The following is a 20,789-nucleotide window of genomic DNA, read 5'->3' as shown; positions in this document are numbered from 1 at the left end:
ATTTCATGATCTCCACTTAGGCTTTAGGGGCACTAGACCAGCACCAGCCCCTGCCGCATCGCCGTGGCGATGGCATCGGTGCGATTGGCCGCGCCGAGCTTCGTAAGGATCGCCGCAACGTGAAATTTGGCGGTGTGTACGGAAATGTCGAGATGCCGCGCGATCACCTTGTTCGACGCACCCTCGGCAAGCAGCGCCAGGACCTCTGCCTCGCGCGGCGACAACCGGATCGCGGATGCCTCGTGATCTGCCTCGCCACCGGTCAACAAACCGCCACCCAGGCGGTCGTCGGCCGTGCCGAAACTCGCGCCGCGCCCATCCATTTCCGCTGATGCTTGAGTGATACGATAGCCCGCAGCGGCAAGGCGTGCGGCAGCCGCGATCAGCGCCGTGTCGGCGTCACGCGGCAGCACCGCCGCAACGGCTGCCGGCCGGCGCGTTGCTCGCGAGGAGAGGACCAGCAATGGTGCACCCTGAATCCGCGCGCCGCCTGCCGTTTCGTCACCGACGATCGCCACGTCGGCGTGGTCGCCATCGGCCAGGTCCTCGGCCGTCACCAGCAAAAGTCCGTCGTGCTCCGAGAGGCGAAGAGCAAGCTGCTCGCTCGATGCTGCGTCATCGAGCGCCACCAGAACGAACAGCCTGCGTTGCGTCTCCGGCATAACAGCACTTGCTCTCAGTTCAGGGGTTTCTCGCCAATCGTGATCGCCACGTCACGCGCCTCTCCGCCGCGCAGGATCCTCAGCGTCACCGCGGCACCCGCGCTGTCCGGCCCCAGCCGAAGGATCAGTTCGCGCGGCCCGCGCACGGGTTCCCCGTTCCAGGCAGTGACGATATCGCCCAGCGCGATGCCGACGGCTTTCGCCGGCCCGTCGTCGTCAAGCCCCATGACCATGGCGCCCTGTACCTGGCCGTGGCGGATGGGATGCAGGCTGGCGCCGAGATAGCCGCGCAGGACGTGGCCTTTCTCGCGCAGCGTCGCAACGGTCCGCTCGATCGTCTCGTAAGGGATGACCAGCGCCCGGCGGCGCGGCCCGAAGAGCAGCATCCCGACCAGCCCGCCACTGGCGTCGAGCACCGGTCCTCCTTCGAAACGACCGCCTGCCATGACCGCAAGGTTGATGCGGCGATCGATGGAGCCGCCACGCCGTGAGCGCCACATCGGTCCGACCTCGCCCACAGTGCCGAGCACCGCAAGAGGCGAAGCGCCGTCACGCCCGGCCGCGACGACGACGTCGCCGAGGCGCACCGGCCCGGCCTTTTTGAAGCTTGTACCGCGGGTGGCTGTCGAAGGCTTCAGCAGGGCTATGCCGGTAGAAGGATCGCGACCGATCAGCTCGGTCTTCACAGTCTCGCCGCTGGGCAGGGCAAGCTGCAATTCCTCGTCCGGCTCGACAGACTCCTCGGCGGCGACGTAAAGGCCCTCGCCCCAGTGGAAGGCCGTCGCGGTCCGGCCATGATGGGTTAAAAAGCTCGCGGTCACCGGGGCCGCCTGCCCGGCGATGTCGGCGACTGCATTGGAAAAGGCGGCAAGGTCGAACCTGGTCATCACGCACTCCTGGGTTAGGCCGTTCATGGCTTCCTGAACCCAGATATTGCCGCGCCGCATGGCGCTTCCAACTCGCCGAACGGCTAGGAACCGCAGTTACTAGCCATCAGGTCAGGTCGCGGCGCGCCGGCGCGCACAGCACATATAGGCATCGATTGTTCGACTGACATGGAGGCCCCTAATGGCCCTGCCCGCGACTGACTTGCAAACCCATGACGCCGGCCTGCTCGACGCCTACTCTTCGACCGTGGCCGATGCGGTCGACCGCATCGGTCCGGCCGTGTGCCGTATCGAACCTGTTGTCGAAGGCCGCCGCGCGGCCGGGCAGGGTTCGGGCTTCGTCATCGCGCCGGACGGGCTGATCGTCACGAATTTCCACGTCGTCGGCGAGGAACGTACCGTACGTGTCGCCATGCCCGACGGTACGTCTGCTGAAGGGCGCGTGCTTGGCGGCGACGCCGATACCGACATTGCTCTGGTGCGTGCCGACGGACATTATCCCGACATCGCCCCGCTCGGTGACTCGAAGCGCCTGCGCCGCGGCCAAATCGCCATCGCCATCGGCAATCCGCTCGGCTTCGAATGGACAGTGACGACCGGCGTCATCTCGGCCCTGGGCCGGTCGATGCGCGCCTCGAGCGGCCGGCTCATCGATGACGTGATCCAGACCGACGCCGCGCTCAACCCGGGCAATTCCGGCGGACCGCTGGTGTCGTCGGCCGGCGAGGTGATCGGCATCAACACCGCCATGATCCGAGGCGCCCAAGGCATCGCCTTCGCCGTCGCCTCGAATACGGCCAGTTTCGTCATTGCGGAAATCATCCGCTTTGGTCGCGTGCGCCGCGCCTTTATCGGCGTCTCGGCCGACACGGTCGCCCTGCCACGGCGCGCGGCGCTGCTTTCCCAGGTGACCAGCCGCACGGCCGTGCGGTTGCGCTCGATCGAGGCGGGCGGACCGGCGGCGAAAGCCGGCTTGAAGGAAGGCGACATTATCGTCGCCATCGACGGTCACGCCGTCGGCGGCGTGGACGATCTGGTGCGGATGCTGGACGCCGAAAGGATCGACAGGGAAACGGTGTTTGCGGTGATCAACCGCTCCGGAGTCAGCCAGGTAACTGTCACGCCGGCTGCACGCCCCTGAGCCAGCGGAAAGCCCGCCGAACGGAGTCGCCGGCGAGACAAGTCCCTATGCGCGCCGCCCTGGCCTCATGCCGCGTGCTGGGGCGGCTTGGCTGCGGCGATAGCAACGTTGATCTTAGCAATCAGGGCCCGACAAAAGCGACAAAACCCCGTCTGTCGAGCCCAATCGCCCCAATTTTAAGGCTAAGGGCGCTTCCGAATCTTGCCGTAAACGATGTTGCGGTTGGCCCCGTAATACACTTCCGCATCGACGTGATTCATGTCGACGGAGGATTTGATGATGTCCCACATATCGTCAGCCGAACGCAGGATCAGCGGCCAATCCATGAAGGTCTCCATGTAGCCGTCGGTTGTTATCTCGTCGCTGAAATTGGCAAAGAGAAACTCGCCGCCGGGCTTAACCAGTTCCATGACCCTTTGCAGAAGGCGCACACCAACTGCGCGTGGCAAATAGTCGTAAAGTCCCGATGCATAGACGAGATCGAACGTGCCAAGATCATATGCGCGGCGAAGGAGACCGCGTACGGAACCCTCCACGGCCTCTACGCAGCCGGCGCTCACGTCGCGGTTCACGATGGCGACGCTGACAGGGTCCTGGTCCAAGCCGATCCAGCGCTTCAACCCACCTGTGGCGAGAGCATCCGACAGCTCGGCTTCGCGAAGATGGCCGCAAGCAATCGCAAGCACTTCCGCTTCCGGCTTCCGGCGCGCGGTCTCGTCTACTGTCTTGGCAAGGATGGTCCGCCGCTCCCGCCCTGCCTCGGAACTCGCGGCGTCGCTTGTATAGGCGTAAATCTCGCGCCCAAGCGGCGTCGATGAACTGACGATCTCGTCGGCACTCGAATGCTTGTAATAGATATCCAGCAAGCTTGCGTCGCCCGAATAGCCGCGCGGCTTTTCGAAGGACCACCGCGTGAACGGATCTTGCATCAAATGTTCCGAGACACGGTGCTGTTGCGCGAGGGGAATGAGCTGTTGCCAGACCTCCGGGCGGGCCTGCTTTCGAAGCTCGTGAAGTCGCAGTGCCAAACGATCGACTATCGTTGCCGCGGGCTGGCGCTTCTCGAAAGCTTGGTACGCAAGGTCCAGAATAAGCGCGAGTTTTGCAGCGTGCTCTGTTAGTTCCTCGGCACCAACCGTGCTGCCGACTTCCGCATTATGCTGACTAATCAGCTGCGACGTTATCAGGCTATGCCCATCAAGTTCCAATATCGCATTTTGCAATTGCACGTCCCCTTAGCTTCCACGTCAACGACTATAGGGACTTCGACACATATCCGAAAGAATTGAATAGAGTCTTATTCATTTTGTTTTCTACGGCTTAATCCCTTCACGGCCAGCCGTGTTGATCGGCGCGTTATAATCACATTCTGCTTATAAACTGGCTTTTCATCGCCAAGAATTAACAGAATATCCTCTTCTGCAGGGTAGAAGAATGGGGCTGGCAAAGGAGAGCTGTAATGCAGCTGACCGAATCTATCGCTCAAAGGGTGGGTGAAGCGATTGCACGCTCAACCTGGAAATCGGTTGATCCATTTCTTCTGAAGATGATGCAAGAAGCCAATGGGAACGAGAGGCGCATGACTGTGCGATGGGGCATGTGGGCCGCCGTGGCGTGTTATGTTCTATATGGCGCATTCGATGTGTTGCTCCTGCCAGACGTCGCCCATCGACTTGTTGCCGTACGCATTTCTGTCGGCGTGGTCTCTATTGCCCTGATAGAGTTCGGGGTCCGGAGGAATTTTTCGCTGGCCACGTTAAACGTTCTGGCCGCATTGGCTCTCGTGACAGGCGCAACCGCATGGCTGCTATTTGCCCTGGAGACAAATCACCAGGCCGCCTTATCGGATTTCATGGTGTTCGGGACCGTATTCGTCCTGGGAGCAAATTTGTTCTTCAATTTTCGCTTCATGGTTTCAGCGATTTCGTCCGCAACGGTGACGATGACGTTTGTCGCGGCCGCTCTTTTTTCACTGCAAACCGAACTCACCAATCGCCTGGTACTGGCGGCTTATTTCATCAATAGCCTGGTGTTTTCCCTCTATCTGTCGTGGCGGCTCGGTTCGGAGCGATACAAAACCTTCCTTCACGCCCTTCAAGCGCGAATTCAGGAGCAGGCCGCTGTTGAGAGAGGCCAAATGTTGGATGAGATCGCCAATACCGATGCGCTGACGGGACTTCGAAATCGCCGGGCGATCACGCGAGATTTCGTGGACCTCTGCGAAGAATGGGCCAGTGACGATAGCGAAATCGGCGTCGTTCTTATCGACGTCGACTATTTCAAGAGGTTCAACGACCGGCTTGGCCATCAGGCAGGCGACGATTGCCTCGTCGCCCTCGCGAACGCGCTGTCTGCAACGGCGGTGGCTAACAACGCCATCGCCGGACGCTATGGTGGCGAGGAATTCGTCGTGCTGTGCAAGGTCGCAACTTCGGACGACCTGCGTGAACTGTCGGGAAAGCTCTGCCAGGCTATCGAGGATCTGCGTATTCCGCATCCCAACACAGGCATCGCGTCAGGCATCGTAACAATCAGTGCCGGCGCATCGCTCACTCGTGCTGACAAGAGTGTCGATTTCTATTCTCTGCTTCAGGAAGCTGATCGCGCTCTTTACAGGTCGAAATTCGCCGGTCGCGCTACATTCCATATATACGACCGCGAAACGATGGACGAGGACGAGTCCCGTCAGGACATTCCAGAGCTTCTGCGCCTGGCTCTTGAGAAGCAACTCGTGTCGGTTGTCTATCAGCCCATATACGACGTGGAATCTGGGTCCGTGCTCGGTTACGAGACCCTGATGCGCCTTCGGAATCTCCGCGGAGAGCTTATCAGTCCGGCCGTCTTCATCCCCGTTGCGGAACATACAGGGGCGATCGTCGAACTCGGCATCTGGGTCATCGACCAGGCCTGTCGCGACATGGTCGAGTACGGCTTGGGTGCGGTCGTCTCGGCCAATGTGTCGCCCATCCAACTCAAGGCCCCGAGCTTTCCGTTGCGAATTGCCGAGATCCTCCAACGCCACGGTCTTGCACCGCACAAGCTTGCGCTCGAAGTCACCGAAGGCATCGACATCGTTCCGGAGGCGCAAGCAGAGTGGAACATCCAGCAGCTTCGTAGCTTAGGAGTCCAAATATGGCTGGATGATTTCGGAACCGGGTTTGCGGGGCTCGCATCGATCCGACGTTTTGAGTTCGACGTCGTCAAGATCGATCGCAGTTTCCTGCACGACTGCCAGACAGCCGAGGGCCGGAGGATGCTGAACGACATGGTGAGACTGTTGCGCAATCTCGGCCATAGGGTGCTGGTCGAGGGTGTTGAGACAGCCGATCAGCAAGCATTGCTGCGGCGCCTGGGCGTTCATGCGATGCAAGGCTTCCTGGTGGGGCGTCCATTGCCCATCGAAACAATGGATCGACCAAAGGTAGATCGCGTCGCTTAGATTGGGTCATCTGAACCTCATCGCGCAATTATAACGAGACACTTTGGGGTATTTCGCAAAAGATGCTCACGCAGCATCTGTGAAAGCTGGCTTCTACCCGTCACAGGCATGTCACCTTAAGGCAGGATGGTCAGGTGTATTCACCCTTTGACAGGATGTACTCCCATGAAAAAACTGTCCCTATTTGCGGGGCTCCTGCTCCTTCTCGTCGTAGGCACTGCGGCGCACGCTGAGGATGCCAGGCCATTCCTGACCGCCAAGGACGTCGATTTGACGATGATACTGCCGCCTCCGCCTGCCGATGATTCGGCCCAGACCAAAGCCGAGATCGGCGAAGTGTTGACGCTTCAGGTAACGCGCACGCCCGAGATGGAGGCGCGGGCCAAAGCGGACGCCGAAGAGAATGTCTGGCGCTTCGCCGACGTAATGGGGCCGAAGTTCACCAAGGAGGCTCTGCCGAAGCTCAACGCATTCTTCGAGCGCGTCGTGGCGACTGAGGGCGCGGTAGTTGATCCGGCCAAGGATTTCTGGAAGCGGCCACGTCCCCACATGCTCAGCGATCTGGTCAAGCCCATCGTCAAGCCATCCACTTCGGGTGCCTGGCCTTCCGGCCACACGACCGTGGGCACGATGATGGGCATAATCTTGGCGGACATGGTGCCGGAGAAGCGTGCCGAGATCATGACGCGCGCTTGGGAGTATGGCCACAACCGGGTTGTTGCAGGCATTCATTATCCTTCGGATATCGAAATGGGGCGGATCGCCGGGGCGGTGATCGCGAGCAATCTGCAGCACGATTCCGATTTCGAGAAGGAGTACGAGGAAGCAAAGGCTGAACTCAGGTCTGTCCTCGGCCTCTGATGTTCCCCGCTTTGTTTCCAGCCGGCATCGGGAGCGCCTTCCCGCCGGTGGGCGCGCTCGAGAGGTCGTCAGCAGCAAAGCGAGCCCGGAACCCTAATACTCCCAACGTGGCCGTACGGCCCCCTGTCGATACGCTGCCGGTAATCACCGGCAGCAATCGCGGGATCGGCAGACCCGATTTGGCTCAGCCCCACTGAAAGCACGCGGGGCTGGGCAGTTCCTGGTGGAAATACCGCGCCACGCCAGGTTAGTTCTCAGTGAAAATCGCCACGCAACGTTTCACGCGTTCCCGCAACGCCAGAATATTGCCCGAAGCAATACTGTCGGCATACTGCATGCCCGTTCGCGACGAGACCAAACCCTTAAGTATTTGATTACGCATATGTATGTCCTTTCGGCATGCGTAAATGCAGAAATCGCATTTGCAATAATGCATGCGGTCGGAAAACTGCGCGCGGTCGGAAATATAAGCCAACCAACAAACATATCGTCATGGGGACCCGAAACATGAAGAAACTGGTGTGCGCCAAGAGCTTTCTTGGCGTGACGACTGCACTGCTGCTCGGCGCGAGCGCTTTCAGCCCGACTTGCGTCCTGGCGGACGATACGCCTCAGGCGGGTGGCGATCTCGTGATGGTGCGCTCGGCGCCGATCCAGTCCTTCATGCCGACGCTGGTGGCGGAAAATGGCTCGATCTGGGCTCTTGAAGAAGTTTTTGACACGCTGCTGCTTCCGACCGAAGACGGCAAAGGTGTTCAGCCTGGCCTCGCGACCGAATGGAAACAGTCCGATGACGGCCTCGAATGGACCTTCAAGCTGCGCTCAGATGTGAAGTTCTCGGACGGCACGCCGATGACGTCGAAGGACGTAAAGTTCTCGCTCGACCAGGCGTCAAACGAAGCTAACCCCTTCGGCTTCATCAATGCGGCAATCGCGGAAGTGAAGACGCCCGATGCCGAGACCGTTGTGGTGCGCACCAAGGCACCTTTCGCGCCTCTGCCTTCGGTCATGGCGATCTTCTCGAACTCGATCGTTCCCGACAACTACGGCGGCAAGAGCGCTGAGGAATTCGCTAAGGCCCCGGTTGGTACGGGCCCGTTCAAGCTCGCGGAGCGGACAATAGGTGTCGGCGCCCGCCTGGTGCGCAACACGGAATATTGGCAGAAGGGCAAGCCCTATCTGGATTCTATCAGCATCAACGAGGTCGCGGACGGCAATACGCGCGCCAATCAGCTGATGGGCGGACAGGCGCAGATCAACGAATTCCCCGCATATTCGAGCACCCAGGCGCTAAGGGCGGCGGGCGGCGATGTGACCTTGGGCGTTTTCCCGTCGAGCCGTGTGGACTTCCTGGCATTCAACACGACGAAAGCTCCATTCGACGATGCCCATGTGCGCCGGGCCATCGCTTCGCTGATCGACAGGCAGGCCCTTATCAAGGTGATCCTGTTCGGCAATGGCGAACCTGCGGGCGCATATATGTCGCCGAGCTCATGGTCCCACAATGCCGATATCAAGGGGCTGCCTTTCGACCTCGATGCGGCGAAAAAGGAACTCGCGCAGTCGAATGTGCCGGACGGCTTCAGCGCGACGATCTCGGTCGAGAGCGGCGACTCCGACCAGGCGACGATGGCGCAGATCATCCTTGCCCAGGCCGCGAAGATCGGGATCAAGCTTGCGATCCAAGTGCTCGACCCTGCGGCATTGGACGAGGCACGTCAGGCTGCGAATTTTGACATGGCCTTCACGTACAACACGACTGACATCGTGGATCCGGACGAAATCATCCGCTTTGCCGGGGTCTATGACGGCGGCTCGCACGTCCAGTATTCGTTCTACAACAACAAGGAAATCGCCGAGAAGGCAGAGCAGGCTGCCACGCTCGGCGAACAGGACGCGCGCAAGAAGCTCTACGACGAGATCCAGGCCCTGTGGGACAAGGACCAGCCGATGGTGCCTTTGTATTATTCGCCTGAGATCTATTCCTTCTCGACGAACGTCCATGGCTTCCATCCTTATGTGACGGGCAACTACAACCTCTCCAATGTCTGGCTTTCGCATTGACGCTTTGACCTGACGGTCATTCGCGGTGGGTCGCTCGCTTTCCGGTTTCCCCGGAAAAACGGGCGACCCTTTTCTGCCCCTTTCAGACTGATTTTCCATGTTGAGATTCTTGTTGCGAAGGCTTGTGTTGCTGGTGCCTGTGGTGCTGGGGACGGCAACCCTTACCTTCTTGTTGATGCACCTCTCGCCCGGCGATCCAGCCCGGACCTATCTGGGCGAGCATGCGACGCCGGAGGCGATCGCCGCATTGCGACAGCAATGGGGGCTCGATCAGCCTTTGCTGATCCAGTATCTGCATTTTCTGCGCGACCTTGTTACCGGCGAGCTTGGTCAGTCGATGTTCTTCCATGAACCGATCGCGGATCTACTGGCGACGCGCCTGCCGCCGACGCTGCTGTTGATGCTGATGAGCGCGCTCTTGAGCCTCATCATTGCCGTTCCACTTGCCGCCTGGAGTGCGGTAAGGAACAGCGGGCTGTCCGATACGCTGGTCCGGACCTTTACGGCCGTGTTTCAGGGCACGCCGATCTTCTTCGTCGCTACTGTTTTCATTGTGCTGTTCGGCATAAGGCTGAAGATCTTCCCCGTCGCCGGATATGGCAACACGCCGTGGGAGCATGTCGTCTCACTGTTCCTGCCCTCCCTGGCCCTTGCGCTCGGAATCGTGCCCGTACTGATGCGCAGCCTGCGCACTGCGCTGATTGACGCATTGAACAGTGAGTATGTCAGCTTCGCGCGCGCGAAGGGGCTGCTTCACCGTACGGTCTGGCTGCACTATGCGCTGCGCAACGCCAGCATCTCCGGGCTGAGCGTCCTCAGCATCCAGGTCAGCTACCTTGCCGGCGGCACGCTGGTGGTTGAGAACGTCTTTGCCATCCCCGGCATGGGCACCTTCCTGATGAAGGGCATTCTCAATCGCGATTTCCCCATCGTGCAGGCCAGCGCGCTGGTCTTCGCTCTTCTGGTGATCCTCGTCTATCTGCTGACGGACGTCGCCTATAAGCTGCTCGATCCGAGAGTGAGGCTGAAATGACTGCACTTAGCCCCTTTGAGAGCCGCACCTCGTCATCCGGCGTTCTTAGGAAAATGCTGCGCAACAATCCGCAGCTGCTGTTCGGCTTATTGATCGTCGGGGTAATCTTGTTGATGGCGATCTGCGCGCCGCTGCTGACCAGTTATGATCCGACCGAGCAGGATTTCCTTTCGACCCTGCAGGGACCGAGCGCCGACCATCTGCTCGGCACCGACAATCTGGGGCGTGATCTCTGGGCTCGACTGCTTTACGGCGCGCGAGTCGATCTGTTCCTCGCTTCGGTGGCCGTCGTGCTTCCCTTTATCATTGGCTCGACGATCGGCGCGCTCTGCGGCTATTTCGGCGGATGGTTCGACACGATCGTGATGCGGATCGCCGATATCGTCGTGGCCTTCCCGTTCTACGTCCTCGTCATCAGCCTGGTGTTCATTCTCGGCAACGGCGTATCGAGCATCATCGTTGCGATCTCCATCATCAGCTGGGTCGCCTATGCCCGGATCATCCGCGCCGAGGCCATGGTGCTGAGCGCTACGAATTTCATGGATGCGCTGCATGTCGGCGGACTTGGGGTTCCTCGCATCATTTTTCGTCATCTGATGCCGAACGTTCTGAGCCAGGCAATCGTGTACGCCATGAGCGACATCGTGGCGAATATCGGGGTGATCGTCACTCTCAGCTATTTCGGTCTGGGTATCGTGCCGCCAACGCCGGACTGGGGCAACATGATGTCGGAGGGGCAGCCCTTCTTTGCGGGAGGCATCTACACCCTGATGCTGATCCCCGCAGTGGCTGTGATTGTGACGAGCTATGGGTTGTCGCTGATTGGCGACGGACTGGCGACCGCGCTGAGGGTCAAAAGATGATGGAACAGACGGCGACCGCTGCCGCCCTCCAGATTGACGGGCTCTGTGTCTCAGCTCGCATCGGCGACCGCTCCTACAAGGCGCTTGATTCAGTGGCGCTTTCCGTCGAACGGGGCGAAGCTCGCGGATTGGTAGGCGAATCGGGTTCGGGCAAGAGCTTGACCTTGCGGGCGGTGATGGGGCTTCTGCCACCGAACCTGGAGGTGACGGGTGGGGCAATCCGTTTCCGCGGGCAGGATCTTCTGGCGGATGGTGGCAAGCTGCTTCATTCGATCAGGGGCACCGGTATCTCAATGGTGTTCCAGGAACCAGCCGTCGCGCTCAATCCGGTGATGAAGGTGGGCCAGCAAATCGTCGACGGCGTGGCCTGGCGGCGCGGGCTTGGGCGCCGGCAGGCAAAGGAGTTGGCTGCCGAGCTCCTGACCCAGGTCGGCATCAAGGATCCTGAACACTGGGCCAATGCCTATCCACACCAGCTTTCGGGAGGGATGCGGCAGCGTGTGATGATCGCTTCGGCGATCGCCAGCCAACCCGAGATCATCCTGTGCGACGAGCCGACAACCGCGCTCGACGTCACGATCCAGGCTCAGATCCTGAAGCTTTTCAAGGCGCTCAAGACCGATCTGGGCGCGGGGCTTCTCTACGTGACTCACGACCTTAGCGTGGTCGCGGAATTCTGCGATTCACTCACGGTGATGTATGCCGGCCGGACGGTCGAGCAATCGGACGACCTCGCGGCGCTGATCGCGGCACCTGCGCATCCCTATACGCGGGCGCTGTTGGCGGCGGTGCCGCGGATCCGGGGCCCGGTGCGGCGGCTGCGCGGGTTGGCGAGCTCCGCGCCGCCCTTGACGGAGCGCGAGCAGACGGTGGCGCCACCGATGGTACCCATCGGGCCGGGACGGCAAGTCGCGCCCTTCACACATGAGGATGAACGCTTCTTTTCAAGGGATGACGAGGCATGACCCGTAGTGAGCTCGTCGCAGAGGGCCTTTCGGTCACCTTTCCCGGCGGGATGCGAGCCCTGCGTGATGTGAACCTGCGAGTCGGCGAACGCGAGATCGTCGGCCTCGTCGGCGAGTCTGGATCGGGAAAATCGACGCTTGGGCGGGTGATCGTCGGGCTGCAGCACAGCTATTCCGGCACATTGACGTTTGCCGGTGAAGCGCTCGACCCGCGTCGCACAACGAAACAGCGGGGCGCGATCCAGATGGTGTTCCAGGACCCCTATGCCTCGCTCGACCCCCGTATGACGGTATGGCAGCTTCTCGATGAACTTCTGTCCGTGCATCGGATCGGCTCAGGTCGCGAAGACCGCCGCCACCGCTGCGAGGACCTGATGCGCCGCGTCCATCTGCCGGTGGCGATGCTGGACAGCCGGCCCGTGGGCATGTCGGGCGGCCAACGGCAGCGCGTTGCCATCGCCCGTGCCCTCGCCGTCGAGCCGCGGTTCCTTGTTGCAGACGAGCCGACGGCAGCGCTTGACGTCTCGGTGCAGGCCCGGATCATCAACCTCTTTGCCGACTTGCGCGAAGAGATGGGTCTTTCGCAGCTGTTCATCTCACACAACCTTGCAGTGGTGCGGTCGTTATGCGATCGGGTCGCGGTGATCTACCGCGGCGAGATCGTGGAAATGGCAGCGACCGATGCGATCTTTGAAGCGCCCCAACACGACTATACCCGCCAGCTTCTGGCCGCCGCGCCGGATTTACCCTGAGAAAAAAGTAACCCCATGCCATTTCTGAACGATCTCTCGGAACGCGAGGCGCTTGCGTCAAAAGTCGCCGCGGTCTTTTCGGAACGGGTTGTGCAAGAGGCGACCCCAGGTGCCCGGTTCGTGGTGTTCGACGCCTCGGGCGCGGTGTTCGACTCGGGCTTCGGCAGCGCGGCGGCGGCGGGCAGCCCGCCCGGACCTCGCGCCCGGTTTCGCGTCGCCTCCTGCACCAAGAGCTTTACGGCCGCCGCCGTGCTGCTGCTGCGCGATCGCGGCCTGCTGTCGCTCGACGCTCCGGTGACTCGCTATGTGCCCGCGCTCCAGCCCACCCTGCCCGCCGGCCAACCCGAAGCGCCGACGGTGCGGATGCTCTTGTCCATGGCAGGCGGCTTGCCAACCGACGACCCCTGGGCCGACCGGCAGGAGTCACTTTCCAACGCGGCCTTCCATGCGGTGCTGCGGGCCGGCATCCGCTTCGTCACCGCGCCGGGAACGCGGTATGAGTATTCCAACCTGGGCTATGCCTTGCTGGGTCAAGTGATCGAGGTGGTGAGCGGCCAATCCTATCCCGACTTCGTGACCGACAATTTGCTCAAGCCGCTCGGCCTCGACGAGACGGTTTTCGATCCCGCAACAGTGCCTCCGGGGATGCTGGCGACGGGATTTCGCAAAGTCGATTCAGACTGGCAGCCACTGCCCTTCACCGGTCCAGGGGCGTTTTCGGCGATCGGCGGTGTTGTCACCACGACGGGAGACCTCGCTCGTTGGGCAGGCTGGCTATGCGCCGCGTTCCATCCGAACGGCAGTGACAGTGGCCCGCTTTCCGCCGCCAGCCGGCGCGAAATGCAGCGCATTCAGTGCCCGATTGCCCTCGAGCCGACGGATGCAGTGCGTCTCAAAGGCTACGGCTTCGGTCTGGTCGTCGAGCACAGCCCGCAGTTCGGTCCGATCATCAGCCATTCCGGTGGGTATCCCGGCTTCAGTTCGCACATGCGCTGGAACCCACAGACCGGGTTCGGCGTGGTGGCGTTCGAGAATGCGACTTATTCCGGTGCCTGGGAGCCGGCCACCAAAGCGCTCGACATGCTGCTCAATGCAACGACCGAAGCTTCCACGTCTGAACCCACTCCGCCCGCCGCAATCGGCGAACTGGCTGCAGGCCTTCTCCGTCTGCTGCTTGAAGACTGGGACGACGAGACGGCGGACGATGTCTTTCTCGAAAACGTCGCGATGGATCGCCCCTATCCAGAGCGCGCACAGGAACTGGCTTCGCTGCGCGAAAGGGCTGGAACGGTAAATCCGGATGAAGCGAGTGTCGTTCCCACCGATCCGGGCGGGGCTGATAGCGGCTTCGGTCGTTTTGAGCTGCGTGTGCCGTGCACTGCTGGCGAGATCGTCGCAAGCGTGCTGTGCGGCCCTCCAGAGCCGATGCGCATACAGTCCATCACCTGGCGCCTGTAACGCAAGGAGCTGGCTGTTCAGACGGCGGGGCGACGGTAGACGACCAATTTGGCGGTCAAGATCTGCAGAACGTCGCCTCGCTGATTGAGCGTTTTGCTGACGATCGTAACGATGCCTTGATTGGGGCGCGACCGCGATGGAGTAACATCCGTCACTTCGCTCTCAACGTGAAGAATATCGCCCGGGCGCGTTGGATTCGGCCACTTGATCTCGCCTCCGGCACCGATGATGCCATTTGCGAGCGGCAGGCCCGACTCCACGTTCAGTCGCATCGTGATTGCGGCAGTGTGCCAGCCACTTGCCGCAAGACCGCCGAACAGCGTCTTTTCCGCCGCCTTCCCATCAAGATGGAAAGGCTGGGGATCAAATGCCCTCGCGAAAGCCTTGATCTGCTCCTCGTCGAGCTCGTGCGAAGCGCTGACGAAGGTCTGACCGGGCTGGAGATCGTCCAGATACAATTGGGTCATATCGCGTCCTTCCGTCGTTCGATGAATTCAAGGCGGCATTTCCACCCGTTCGCACTCAATCGAGAAATCCGGAAACGCCGTCCCGCAGCAATTTCAGGGCCGTGAACACAGGCGTCCCCGAGTCGGGTTGCGCGCGCATCGAGCGCGGAAACCTTCGCCCCCTCCGGTTCAGCGGGTTGATGCAAACAAAGTGATCCGACAAATTTCTCGGAGCAATCGAAACATTGCTCTCGGTTCAACAATGACGAGAGTATCTGGCCTGGCCGACGCGGTCGCCGCGGAGATTGCCAAAGGCGCGCCCAGTCCAAGCCGGTTGAACAAGATCGAGCGGCCCATGTCAGCACGGGACTTCTTCAGGCAAACGTGACATCGTCGATGTCGATCGAGACCATGAGCAGATCGGTCACGGCTCGGGCGTCAGGTCCCCGAGCATAGGCACGCCGCCATGTCGGGACGCGAATGCCTTGAACTTCGACAGAGTTGCCGATCAACTGGGCTGCGGGGATGCTGCCGGCAATATCGACCCAATAGTCATGCCGCACCAGGTTCAGCGCCTTGTCGAAATAGAACTCCTGCTGCCGACTGTGCGTGACCATGTTGCCGGGGAAATATGCCCTCAGCACGCGCCACTGTTCCTCGCCTTCCTGCCAGGGGTCGATCTCGTGAACCTCGACGCCATCCATCGCAAGGACAAAGGGGGAGTTGAGGTAGAGCCACATCGCATAGCCGTTGAAATAGGCGCGGTGGAGCGGTCCCCAGGGCGTGCTCAACCCGTGCCCGACAAACAGCGACGGGAGATCCCGGCTTTCGGCAACAACGGTTCCATCGATCTTCTCGACAGCGATCCGATCGGCGGTGAAGCTGGTCCGCTGATCGGGCGCGCCGAACGGCGACACCGACGCCCGTTGCTCGTGCAGCCACACCGTCATGCGCCGCCGCGTCGTGTCCGTCGGCAGGCCCTTGAGCGGAAACAGCCCACCGGTGGTCACGGCCCCGACCTCGATGCGCTCGAATGCCTTGCGCCGGGCGAGACCGCCATGCGCTTCGATCACGTCGTCCAACAGTGCCATCGTTAAGCTCCTCTTCCTACTCCGCAGCGGATCAAGCCGCATCGACTGGTTCGGTTGCCCTCTCGGTGATTGAAACGGGCTAAGCGGCGTTCCGATAACGGGGCGCGGGGGTGGAGGTGGAAAGCTTGCCGATCATCGCCTGCCGGGCGGCCTCATAGGCAGCAAAGAGTTCGCCATCCTGGAGCGACGGGATGGTGGCAAACTCGCCCCTATCAAGCCCGACGAGCGCCGCATCGACGAGATCCTCGCTGCGCATGACGATCGCGCTCGGCAACTGCTCGACCGGGCGGCCGGCGATCGCCCAGAAGTCGGTGGCGGTCGCGCCCGGAAGGACGACCTGAACGGTGACCCCGGTCCCTGCGAGTTCGTGCCGGAGGTTCTGGCTGAAGGCAAGAACGAACGCCTTGCTGCCACCATAAACGCCGTTCAGGCTCTCCGGATTGATCGCGACGACAGAGGCTATGTTGATGATTGTCCCGGTGCCACGTGCGACGAATTGCGGGACGATGGCATAGGTCAGGCGGGTGAGCGCGGTGACATTGAGCGCAATCAGCGACGTCATCTGGTCGACGTCGGAGTCAAGCAGCTTCAACGCGCCGCCAAGGCCCGCATTGTTGACCAGCAGCGTGACGTCCGGAGTCTCCTTCAGGAAAGCCTCGACCTGGGCGAGATCCTGGGCATCCGCAAGGTCGGCGGGCATGACGTCCACCTGGCGGCCGGTCTTCGCGCGAATCCGGCCGGCGACCTGTGCCAACTTGCCGGCGCTGCGTGCGACCAGGACGAGGTCGTATCCCCGTTCGGCGAGGCGGTCGGCATAGATCGCGCCGATTCCGCTCGATGCTCCGGTGACGACAGCCGTTCCCATTGTGTCTGACATCTTCGTGACTCCTCATGTTTCCGCAAGGCGTAACGCTCTTGCGACGCCTGGCGATCCCGAGGAAGGTAATGGTGCTGGATTTTGCGCGGCAGCTGTCGAGAATGAGAACAAGCCTCTCGGAAAAGCTAAATACTCCGCATGTCCCACTGATTTGCCACGACACGGCCGTCATCTGTGGGCGAGAACATCTTGCCATCTGGATGATCGCCTGCGGCACGCCCATGATGCGTGATGCCGAAGACGCAATGCGTTTGCTGAAACGAAGGATGTCGCCTTATGGACCGTCTGGATGCGATGCAGGTTTTATTGGCCGTAGTCGACGCCGGCAGCCTGTCGGCGGCAAGTCGTAAGCTGAACGCGCCGCTGCCCAGCGTCAGCCGGAAAGTCGCGGAGCTCGAGCGCCATCTCGGCACTCGCCTGCTCGTTCGGACCAGCCGAAACGTCCAGCTCACCGATGCGGGCCGCGACTATGTCGACGCGGCACGCCAGATCATCGCGCAAATCGAGGATGCCGAACTGCGGGCGTCGGGCGAATACCACACGCCGAGAGGCGTGCTGACGATCACCGTGCCGATCACGTTCGGCCAAGACTATGTGTTGCCATTCGCCTACGACTTCCTGCGCGAGCATCCCGAGATCACGCTGAACGTGATCTCCCTGGATCGCGTTGTGAACCTCGTCGACGAACATGTCGACGTCGGCGTCCGGTTGGGCGAACTTGCCGATAGTTCGTTTTACGCGGTCAAGGTCGGCGATTTCGACTTTGTGACCTGCGCCAGTCCGGAATACCTGGCACGCAAGGGGCGCCCGTCGAGCCCGGAGGAGCTCGTCAACCACGACGGTGCTGTTTTCGGCCAAATCACCGAGCCGGGTTGGATCTATCAGCAAGACAGCCTCAGGCTGGAAGCAAAGCCGAACATCCGCGTACGTGCGAATACCGCCACGGCTACCGTCACCGCCGCCACGCGTGGGGTCGGCATCATCCGCATCCCCCGATACCAAGTCGCAAAGGAACTGCGATCGGGCGCTTTGGTTGCCATACTCGACGATTATGGAAGCCCATCTTTTCCTGCACATTTGGTTTATGTCCGGCAGGGTCTGTTGCCGCTGAAAGTGCGCGTGTTCATCGACTGGATGGCACCGCGGCTGAAACGGGCCTTGAACGATCTTGCGGCGTTCAAGCCAGAGCGAGATCAACCGAACGGGTAGATAATCGCCACCGTCGTGGAAGCCGGCGCAAGATCTTCCATATCAGCACTTGGGAGGCTGCTTATCGATTTGACTGCCTGCTGGCAGGCTCAAGCCTCCTCTACGTATCGGTGGCCCCGAATACAGAAACAGGAGATCCAAACATGACTGCCAAAACGCTCTTCACTGCTCATGTCCACACAGTCGGAGGCCGCGAGGGCTGGGCGAAAAGTTCCGATGACCAGCTCGACGTCAAGCTGTCCGTGCCCGGCTCGAACCGTCCCGGCACGAATCCGGAGCAGCTCTTCGCGGCCGGCTGGTCCGCCTGCTTCGAGGGCGCGCTCGCGAACGCAGCCAGGGAACAGGGCATCAGGCTCCCGCCCGAAACCGCGGTCGATGCCGAGGTGAACCTGTCGCTCGGCGACGTGGAAGGCTATTTTCTGACCGCCCGCCTGGACGTCAGCATTCCGGGCATTGCCGTCGACATAGCGCAGCAGCTAATCGATCGCGCGCACGCCACCTGCCCCTATTCGAAGATGACCCGCAACGGGATCGACGCCAGCGTCGTGCTCGCCGGCGCCGCGTGACGAAATCCCGAGGATCGCATCGCCCATCTTGCTTGCGCAGAAATGTTCGCTATAAGCGAATAAAGTTCATTTATGCGAGAGGCGATGTTGTCCCACGCTGCGCGGCTCCAAAACATACCAAGCGATCCATACTGGTGGCAGGCCCGCGATCAAGGTCGGCCGGGAGACACCGAGAATGTTCCGGCCACGTGCGACGTCGCGATCATCGGTTCCGGCTACACCGGTCTTTCGGCGGCGTACAGGCTGGCGTCGGGTGGACTGAAGGTTGTGGTCATCGATGCGGCGGATCTGGGCTTCGGCGCGAGCACCCGCAACGGAGGCATGGTTTCCGGCACGCTGAAGCTGTCGCACAAGGAACTCTGCGCCGCCTATGACCGCGACACGGCCAATGCGCTTTTCCAGGAAGGGCAGGACTCCGTGCTGTTTCTTGAGCAGTCGATCGCCGAGAAAGGCATCGATTGCGATTACCAGCGCATGGGCATGTATTTTGCCGCCTATGCGCCGAAGCACTATGAGGCTCTTGCGCGCGAGGCGGAGGAACTGGCTGCCCTCGGCGTCGAGACGCGGATGGTGCCGCAGGCCGAGCAGCGTAGCGAGCTTGCCTCCGACATCTATTACGGCGGCCGCACGACGGTGATGGCCGGCGGCCTGCATCCGGCGAAATATCACGCCGGCCTTGTAGCGGCCTGCCGTGCAGCAGGGGTCGTGTTCCGCAGCCGCTGTCGGGTGCGGCGAACGGTTCGCCAAGGCCAGGGCTATGTTCTTTCCACCGATCGCGGCAGCTTGCGCGCCGATCAGGTGATCGTGGCGACGAACGCTTACAGCGATCCCGGCATGCCGTGGTTCCTCCGCCGCCGGGTCATTCCGATCGGCAGCTACATCATCGCTACCGAACAGATGGATTCGGCAAAGTTGCGCGCGCTGATCCCGGCCGCGCGCATGATCCAGGACACCAAGCGCAACCTTTTCTACTATCGCCTGTCGCCGGACGGCACGCGCATGATCTTCGGCGGGCGCACGAGCTTCCGGCCGATCAGTTCGGATGAAAGCGCAACGCGCCTGCATGCCGCTATGTCGACGGTCTTCCCTTCGCTCGCCAAGGCGCGCGTGGAGCACAGCTGGACCGGCAACGTCGCCTTCACCTTCCAGAAGCTGCCGCATGTCGGCCAGCACGAGGGCATCCATTTCGCGCTCGGCTGTTGCGGCCAGGGCGTGGCGCTGATGAGCTATTTCGGCGACCGCATCGGCCGCCGCATCCTTGGCCAGGGCGGCGACACCGCCTTTGCCCGCACTCGCTTCACCACCATGCCGGGATATTCCGGCCACCCCTGGTTTCTGCCGGCGGTGGGCGAATTCTATCGCCTGCTCGACTGGCTGGAGCGTCCCAAATCCTGAACATTTAAGAGGAGGAGCCGTTTTCATGGCAGATTATCGCAATCCGGCCGGTGTTCCCGTGCCGCCGAGCCGCTATTCCCAATCGGTCCGCGTCGAGCGCAATGCCGAATATCTGTATCTGTCCGGCCAGGTCGGGATCGAGCCCGACGGCAGCATTCCGGCCGATTTCGACCGCCAGGCGGAACTGACCTGGGACTATATCGAGCGGCTGCTGGCCGACCACGGCATGACCATGGCCAATCTGGTCAAGGTGCAGGGTTTTCTCACCAGCGCCGAGCACGTCGCCGGCTACAAGAAATGGCGCGACCTGCGCATGCCCGAAGCCCCGCCCGCTTCCACGGTCGTCATCGTATCGGGCTTCGTCGCGCCTGGTCTGCTGATCGAAATCGACGCGGTGGCCGCTCGCGAACTGTGATTGCCTCGACATGAGGCCGCAATCCGCGGCCTCATGCCCTCCCCCGCCGTCAACGCGGTCGCGGCGTCATGACGAAGATTGCCGTCGTGGGTTGGCTGTCGGAGGGGTTGTAGAAGGTGTGCAGGCGGCGTGGGTCGAAAGTCATGGCGTCGCCTTCGCGCAGGATGAAGGTTTCGTTCTCGAGTTGCAGGCCCAGTTCGCCCGACAGCACGATGATGAACTCTTCCTCCGCCCTCAGCGAATAAAGCTGCTCGCCGCCGGTGCCCTTGGGCTCGATCTCCGTCCAGATGGCCTGAAAGCGCAGGCTGCCGCTGGGAGTCAGGAGGTGATCGGAAACGCCCGTGCCGCCGAATTTGATCGGCGCGCGCTCGTCCGCTCTCACCACGGCCGATTCGGAGGAGGTGAAGAGGTCGCCCACCGGCATGTTGAGCACTTCGCACAGCTTCACCAATGAAGCGACGGAAGGCGAGGTCTTGTCGCGCTCGATGTCGCTCAAGAAGCCCTTGGTAAGCGATGTGGCCTCGGCCACCGCGTCGAGCGTGAGATCCAGTTGCCGGCGTCGTTCGCGCAGGAGGTGGCCAATGCGGGGCGACTGCTTGCCGCCGTTTCGTGGGGTTGGGGTGTCTGCCATGCGCCTACCTTACTTGAGTCTCTCGCGACACCGA

20 protein-coding genes are annotated in these 20,789 nt (G+C 61.5%); 13 read left to right on the top strand and 7 right to left on the bottom strand.

Annotation, left to right across the window (positions count from 1 at the left end; translation table 11 throughout):
- Positions 1–32 precede the first annotated feature (32 nt).
- Positions 33–662 carry a helix-turn-helix transcriptional regulator gene (locus C7I85_RS04250; protein ID WP_106722710.1) on the bottom strand — a complete coding sequence of 210 codons (630 nt, stop codon included), beginning with the start codon at positions 660–662 and terminating at the stop codon, positions 33–35.
- Between the two features lie 14 nt (positions 663–676).
- Positions 677–1,549: a S1C family serine protease gene (locus tag C7I85_RS04245; RefSeq protein ID WP_106723066.1), complete on the bottom strand. Its 873-nt coding sequence runs from the start codon at positions 1,547–1,549 to the stop codon at positions 677–679.
- A gap of 181 nt (positions 1,550–1,730) precedes the next feature.
- On the opposite strand from C7I85_RS04245, the gene C7I85_RS04240 reads away from it, so the two are divergent.
- The gene (locus tag C7I85_RS04240; protein WP_106722709.1) at positions 1,731–2,690 is read left to right on the top strand and encodes a S1C family serine protease; all 960 of its coding nucleotides are present in this window, start codon (positions 1,731–1,733) and stop codon (positions 2,688–2,690) included.
- A 182-nt stretch (positions 2,691–2,872) separates the two neighbouring features.
- Here C7I85_RS04240 and C7I85_RS04235 read toward each other — a convergent pair whose 3' ends face one another.
- Positions 2,873–3,919: a class I SAM-dependent methyltransferase gene (locus C7I85_RS04235; RefSeq protein WP_428832814.1), complete on the bottom strand. Its 1,047-nt coding sequence runs from the start codon at positions 3,917–3,919 to the stop codon at positions 2,873–2,875.
- Positions 3,920–4,149: 230 nt separating this feature from the next.
- Here C7I85_RS04235 and C7I85_RS04230 point away from each other — a divergent pair, with 230 nt between their 5' ends.
- The 8 genes from C7I85_RS04230 to C7I85_RS04195 all read left to right on the top strand — a co-directional run bounded on the left by C7I85_RS04230 (position 4,150) and on the right by C7I85_RS04195 (position 14,125).
- Complete coding sequence (locus tag C7I85_RS04230; protein WP_106722707.1) at positions 4,150–6,129, top strand: putative bifunctional diguanylate cyclase/phosphodiesterase; 1,980 nt, start codon at positions 4,150–4,152, stop codon at positions 6,127–6,129.
- 165 nt (positions 6,130–6,294) lie between these two features.
- Positions 6,295–6,990: an acid phosphatase gene (locus tag C7I85_RS04225; protein WP_106722706.1), complete on the top strand. Its 696-nt coding sequence runs from the start codon at positions 6,295–6,297 to the stop codon at positions 6,988–6,990.
- A gap of 507 nt (positions 6,991–7,497) precedes the next feature.
- Positions 7,498–9,054 (top strand): ABC transporter substrate-binding protein, encoded by a 1,557-nt coding sequence (locus C7I85_RS04220; protein WP_181257080.1) that lies wholly within the window; start codon positions 7,498–7,500, stop codon positions 9,052–9,054.
- 97 nt (positions 9,055–9,151) lie between these two features.
- Positions 9,152–10,087 (top strand): ABC transporter permease, encoded by a 936-nt coding sequence (locus tag C7I85_RS04215; protein ID WP_106722704.1) that lies wholly within the window; start codon positions 9,152–9,154, stop codon positions 10,085–10,087.
- On the top strand, positions 10,084–10,950 hold the full coding sequence (locus C7I85_RS04210; protein WP_106722703.1) for an ABC transporter permease: 867 nt from the start codon (positions 10,084–10,086) through the stop codon (positions 10,948–10,950). Before C7I85_RS04215 ends, C7I85_RS04210 begins: the two co-directional genes overlap by 4 nt.
- Positions 10,947–11,915 (top strand): ABC transporter ATP-binding protein, encoded by a 969-nt coding sequence (locus C7I85_RS04205; RefSeq protein WP_245444802.1) that lies wholly within the window; start codon positions 10,947–10,949, stop codon positions 11,913–11,915. The genes C7I85_RS04210 and C7I85_RS04205 overlap by 4 nt, the downstream gene beginning before the upstream one ends.
- Entirely contained in the window at positions 11,912–12,667 is a 756-nt protein-coding gene (locus tag C7I85_RS04200) for an ABC transporter ATP-binding protein (protein ID WP_106722702.1), read from the top strand. The genes C7I85_RS04205 and C7I85_RS04200 overlap by 4 nt, the downstream gene beginning before the upstream one ends.
- 15 nt (positions 12,668–12,682) lie before the next feature.
- A complete protein-coding gene (locus tag C7I85_RS04195) occupies positions 12,683–14,125 on the top strand; it encodes a serine hydrolase domain-containing protein (protein ID WP_106722701.1) in 1,443 nt (480 codons plus the stop codon).
- A 17-nt stretch (positions 14,126–14,142) separates the two neighbouring features.
- On the opposite strand, the gene C7I85_RS04190 is transcribed toward C7I85_RS04195, so the two are convergent.
- The 3 genes from C7I85_RS04190 to C7I85_RS04180 all read right to left on the bottom strand — a co-directional run bounded on the left by C7I85_RS04190 (position 14,143) and on the right by C7I85_RS04180 (position 16,539).
- On the bottom strand, positions 14,143–14,592 hold the full coding sequence (locus C7I85_RS04190; RefSeq protein ID WP_106722700.1) for a MaoC family dehydratase: 450 nt from the start codon (positions 14,590–14,592) through the stop codon (positions 14,143–14,145).
- A gap of 353 nt (positions 14,593–14,945) precedes the next feature.
- Positions 14,946–15,662 (bottom strand): hypothetical protein, encoded by a 717-nt coding sequence (locus C7I85_RS04185; protein ID WP_106722699.1) that lies wholly within the window; start codon positions 15,660–15,662, stop codon positions 14,946–14,948.
- A gap of 79 nt (positions 15,663–15,741) precedes the next feature.
- Complete coding sequence (locus tag C7I85_RS04180) at positions 15,742–16,539, bottom strand: SDR family NAD(P)-dependent oxidoreductase (protein ID WP_106722698.1); 798 nt, start codon at positions 16,537–16,539, stop codon at positions 15,742–15,744.
- A gap of 276 nt (positions 16,540–16,815) precedes the next feature.
- Between C7I85_RS04180 and C7I85_RS04175 the strand changes: the two genes are divergently transcribed.
- The 4 genes from C7I85_RS04175 (at position 16,816) to C7I85_RS04160 (ending at position 20,124) form a co-directional block, all read left to right on the top strand.
- A complete protein-coding gene (locus C7I85_RS04175) occupies positions 16,816–17,748 on the top strand; it encodes a LysR family transcriptional regulator (RefSeq protein ID WP_106722697.1) in 933 nt (310 codons plus the stop codon).
- A 143-nt stretch (positions 17,749–17,891) separates the two neighbouring features.
- Positions 17,892–18,314 (top strand): Ohr family peroxiredoxin, encoded by a 423-nt coding sequence (locus C7I85_RS04170; RefSeq protein WP_106722696.1) that lies wholly within the window; start codon positions 17,892–17,894, stop codon positions 18,312–18,314.
- Between the two features lie 84 nt (positions 18,315–18,398).
- Positions 18,399–19,709, top strand: a complete 1,311-nt coding sequence (locus C7I85_RS04165; protein ID WP_245444800.1) for an NAD(P)/FAD-dependent oxidoreductase — start codon at positions 18,399–18,401, stop codon at positions 19,707–19,709.
- Between the two features lie 25 nt (positions 19,710–19,734).
- Entirely contained in the window at positions 19,735–20,124 is a 390-nt protein-coding gene (locus tag C7I85_RS04160) for a RidA family protein (RefSeq protein WP_106722695.1), read from the top strand.
- A 49-nt stretch (positions 20,125–20,173) separates the two neighbouring features.
- On the opposite strand, the gene C7I85_RS04155 is transcribed toward C7I85_RS04160, so the two are convergent.
- Positions 20,174–20,755, bottom strand: a complete 582-nt coding sequence (locus tag C7I85_RS04155; protein ID WP_106722694.1) for a helix-turn-helix domain-containing protein — start codon at positions 20,753–20,755, stop codon at positions 20,174–20,176.
- Positions 20,756–20,789: the final 34 nt, after the last annotated feature.

Origin of the sequence: Pseudaminobacter soli (ex Li et al. 2025), assembly GCF_003012705.1 — a bacterium.
Taxonomy (GTDB): Bacteria; Pseudomonadota; Alphaproteobacteria; order Rhizobiales; family Rhizobiaceae; genus Pseudaminobacter; species Pseudaminobacter soli.
This window is presented reverse-complemented; position numbering and strand designations above follow the sequence as displayed.

Excerpts from the sequence above, each read along its gene's own strand:
- C7I85_RS04250 (WP_106722710.1), bottom strand. The coding sequence starts at position 662 with ATGCCGGAGACGCAACGCAGGCTGTTCGTTCTGGTGGCGCTCGATGAC.
- C7I85_RS04245 (WP_106723066.1), bottom strand. The coding sequence starts at position 1,549 with ATGACCAGGTTCGACCTTGCCGCCTTTTCCAATGCAGTCGCCGACATC.
- C7I85_RS04240 (WP_106722709.1), top strand. The coding sequence starts at position 1,731 with ATGGCCCTGCCCGCGACTGACTTGCAAACCCATGACGCCGGCCTGCTC.
- C7I85_RS04230 (WP_106722707.1), top strand. The coding sequence starts at position 4,150 with ATGCAGCTGACCGAATCTATCGCTCAAAGGGTGGGTGAAGCGATTGCA.
- C7I85_RS04225 (WP_106722706.1), top strand. The coding sequence starts at position 6,295 with ATGAAAAAACTGTCCCTATTTGCGGGGCTCCTGCTCCTTCTCGTCGTA.
- C7I85_RS04220 (WP_181257080.1), top strand. The coding sequence starts at position 7,498 with ATGAAGAAACTGGTGTGCGCCAAGAGCTTTCTTGGCGTGACGACTGCA.
- C7I85_RS04215 (WP_106722704.1), top strand. The coding sequence starts at position 9,152 with ATGTTGAGATTCTTGTTGCGAAGGCTTGTGTTGCTGGTGCCTGTGGTG.
- C7I85_RS04210 (WP_106722703.1), top strand. The coding sequence starts at position 10,084 with ATGACTGCACTTAGCCCCTTTGAGAGCCGCACCTCGTCATCCGGCGTT.
- C7I85_RS04205 (WP_245444802.1), top strand. The coding sequence starts at position 10,947 with ATGATGGAACAGACGGCGACCGCTGCCGCCCTCCAGATTGACGGGCTC.
- C7I85_RS04200 (WP_106722702.1), top strand. The coding sequence starts at position 11,912 with ATGACCCGTAGTGAGCTCGTCGCAGAGGGCCTTTCGGTCACCTTTCCC.
- C7I85_RS04195 (WP_106722701.1), top strand. The coding sequence starts at position 12,683 with ATGCCATTTCTGAACGATCTCTCGGAACGCGAGGCGCTTGCGTCAAAA.
- C7I85_RS04190 (WP_106722700.1), bottom strand. The coding sequence starts at position 14,592 with ATGACCCAATTGTATCTGGACGATCTCCAGCCCGGTCAGACCTTCGTC.
- C7I85_RS04185 (WP_106722699.1), bottom strand. The coding sequence starts at position 15,662 with ATGGCACTGTTGGACGACGTGATCGAAGCGCATGGCGGTCTCGCCCGG.
- C7I85_RS04180 (WP_106722698.1), bottom strand. The coding sequence starts at position 16,539 with ATGTCAGACACAATGGGAACGGCTGTCGTCACCGGAGCATCGAGCGGA.
- C7I85_RS04175 (WP_106722697.1), top strand. The coding sequence starts at position 16,816 with ATGGACCGTCTGGATGCGATGCAGGTTTTATTGGCCGTAGTCGACGCC.
- C7I85_RS04170 (WP_106722696.1), top strand. The coding sequence starts at position 17,892 with ATGACTGCCAAAACGCTCTTCACTGCTCATGTCCACACAGTCGGAGGC.
- C7I85_RS04165 (WP_245444800.1), top strand. The coding sequence starts at position 18,399 with ATGTTGTCCCACGCTGCGCGGCTCCAAAACATACCAAGCGATCCATAC.
- C7I85_RS04160 (WP_106722695.1), top strand. The coding sequence starts at position 19,735 with ATGGCAGATTATCGCAATCCGGCCGGTGTTCCCGTGCCGCCGAGCCGC.
- C7I85_RS04155 (WP_106722694.1), bottom strand. The coding sequence starts at position 20,755 with ATGGCAGACACCCCAACCCCACGAAACGGCGGCAAGCAGTCGCCCCGC.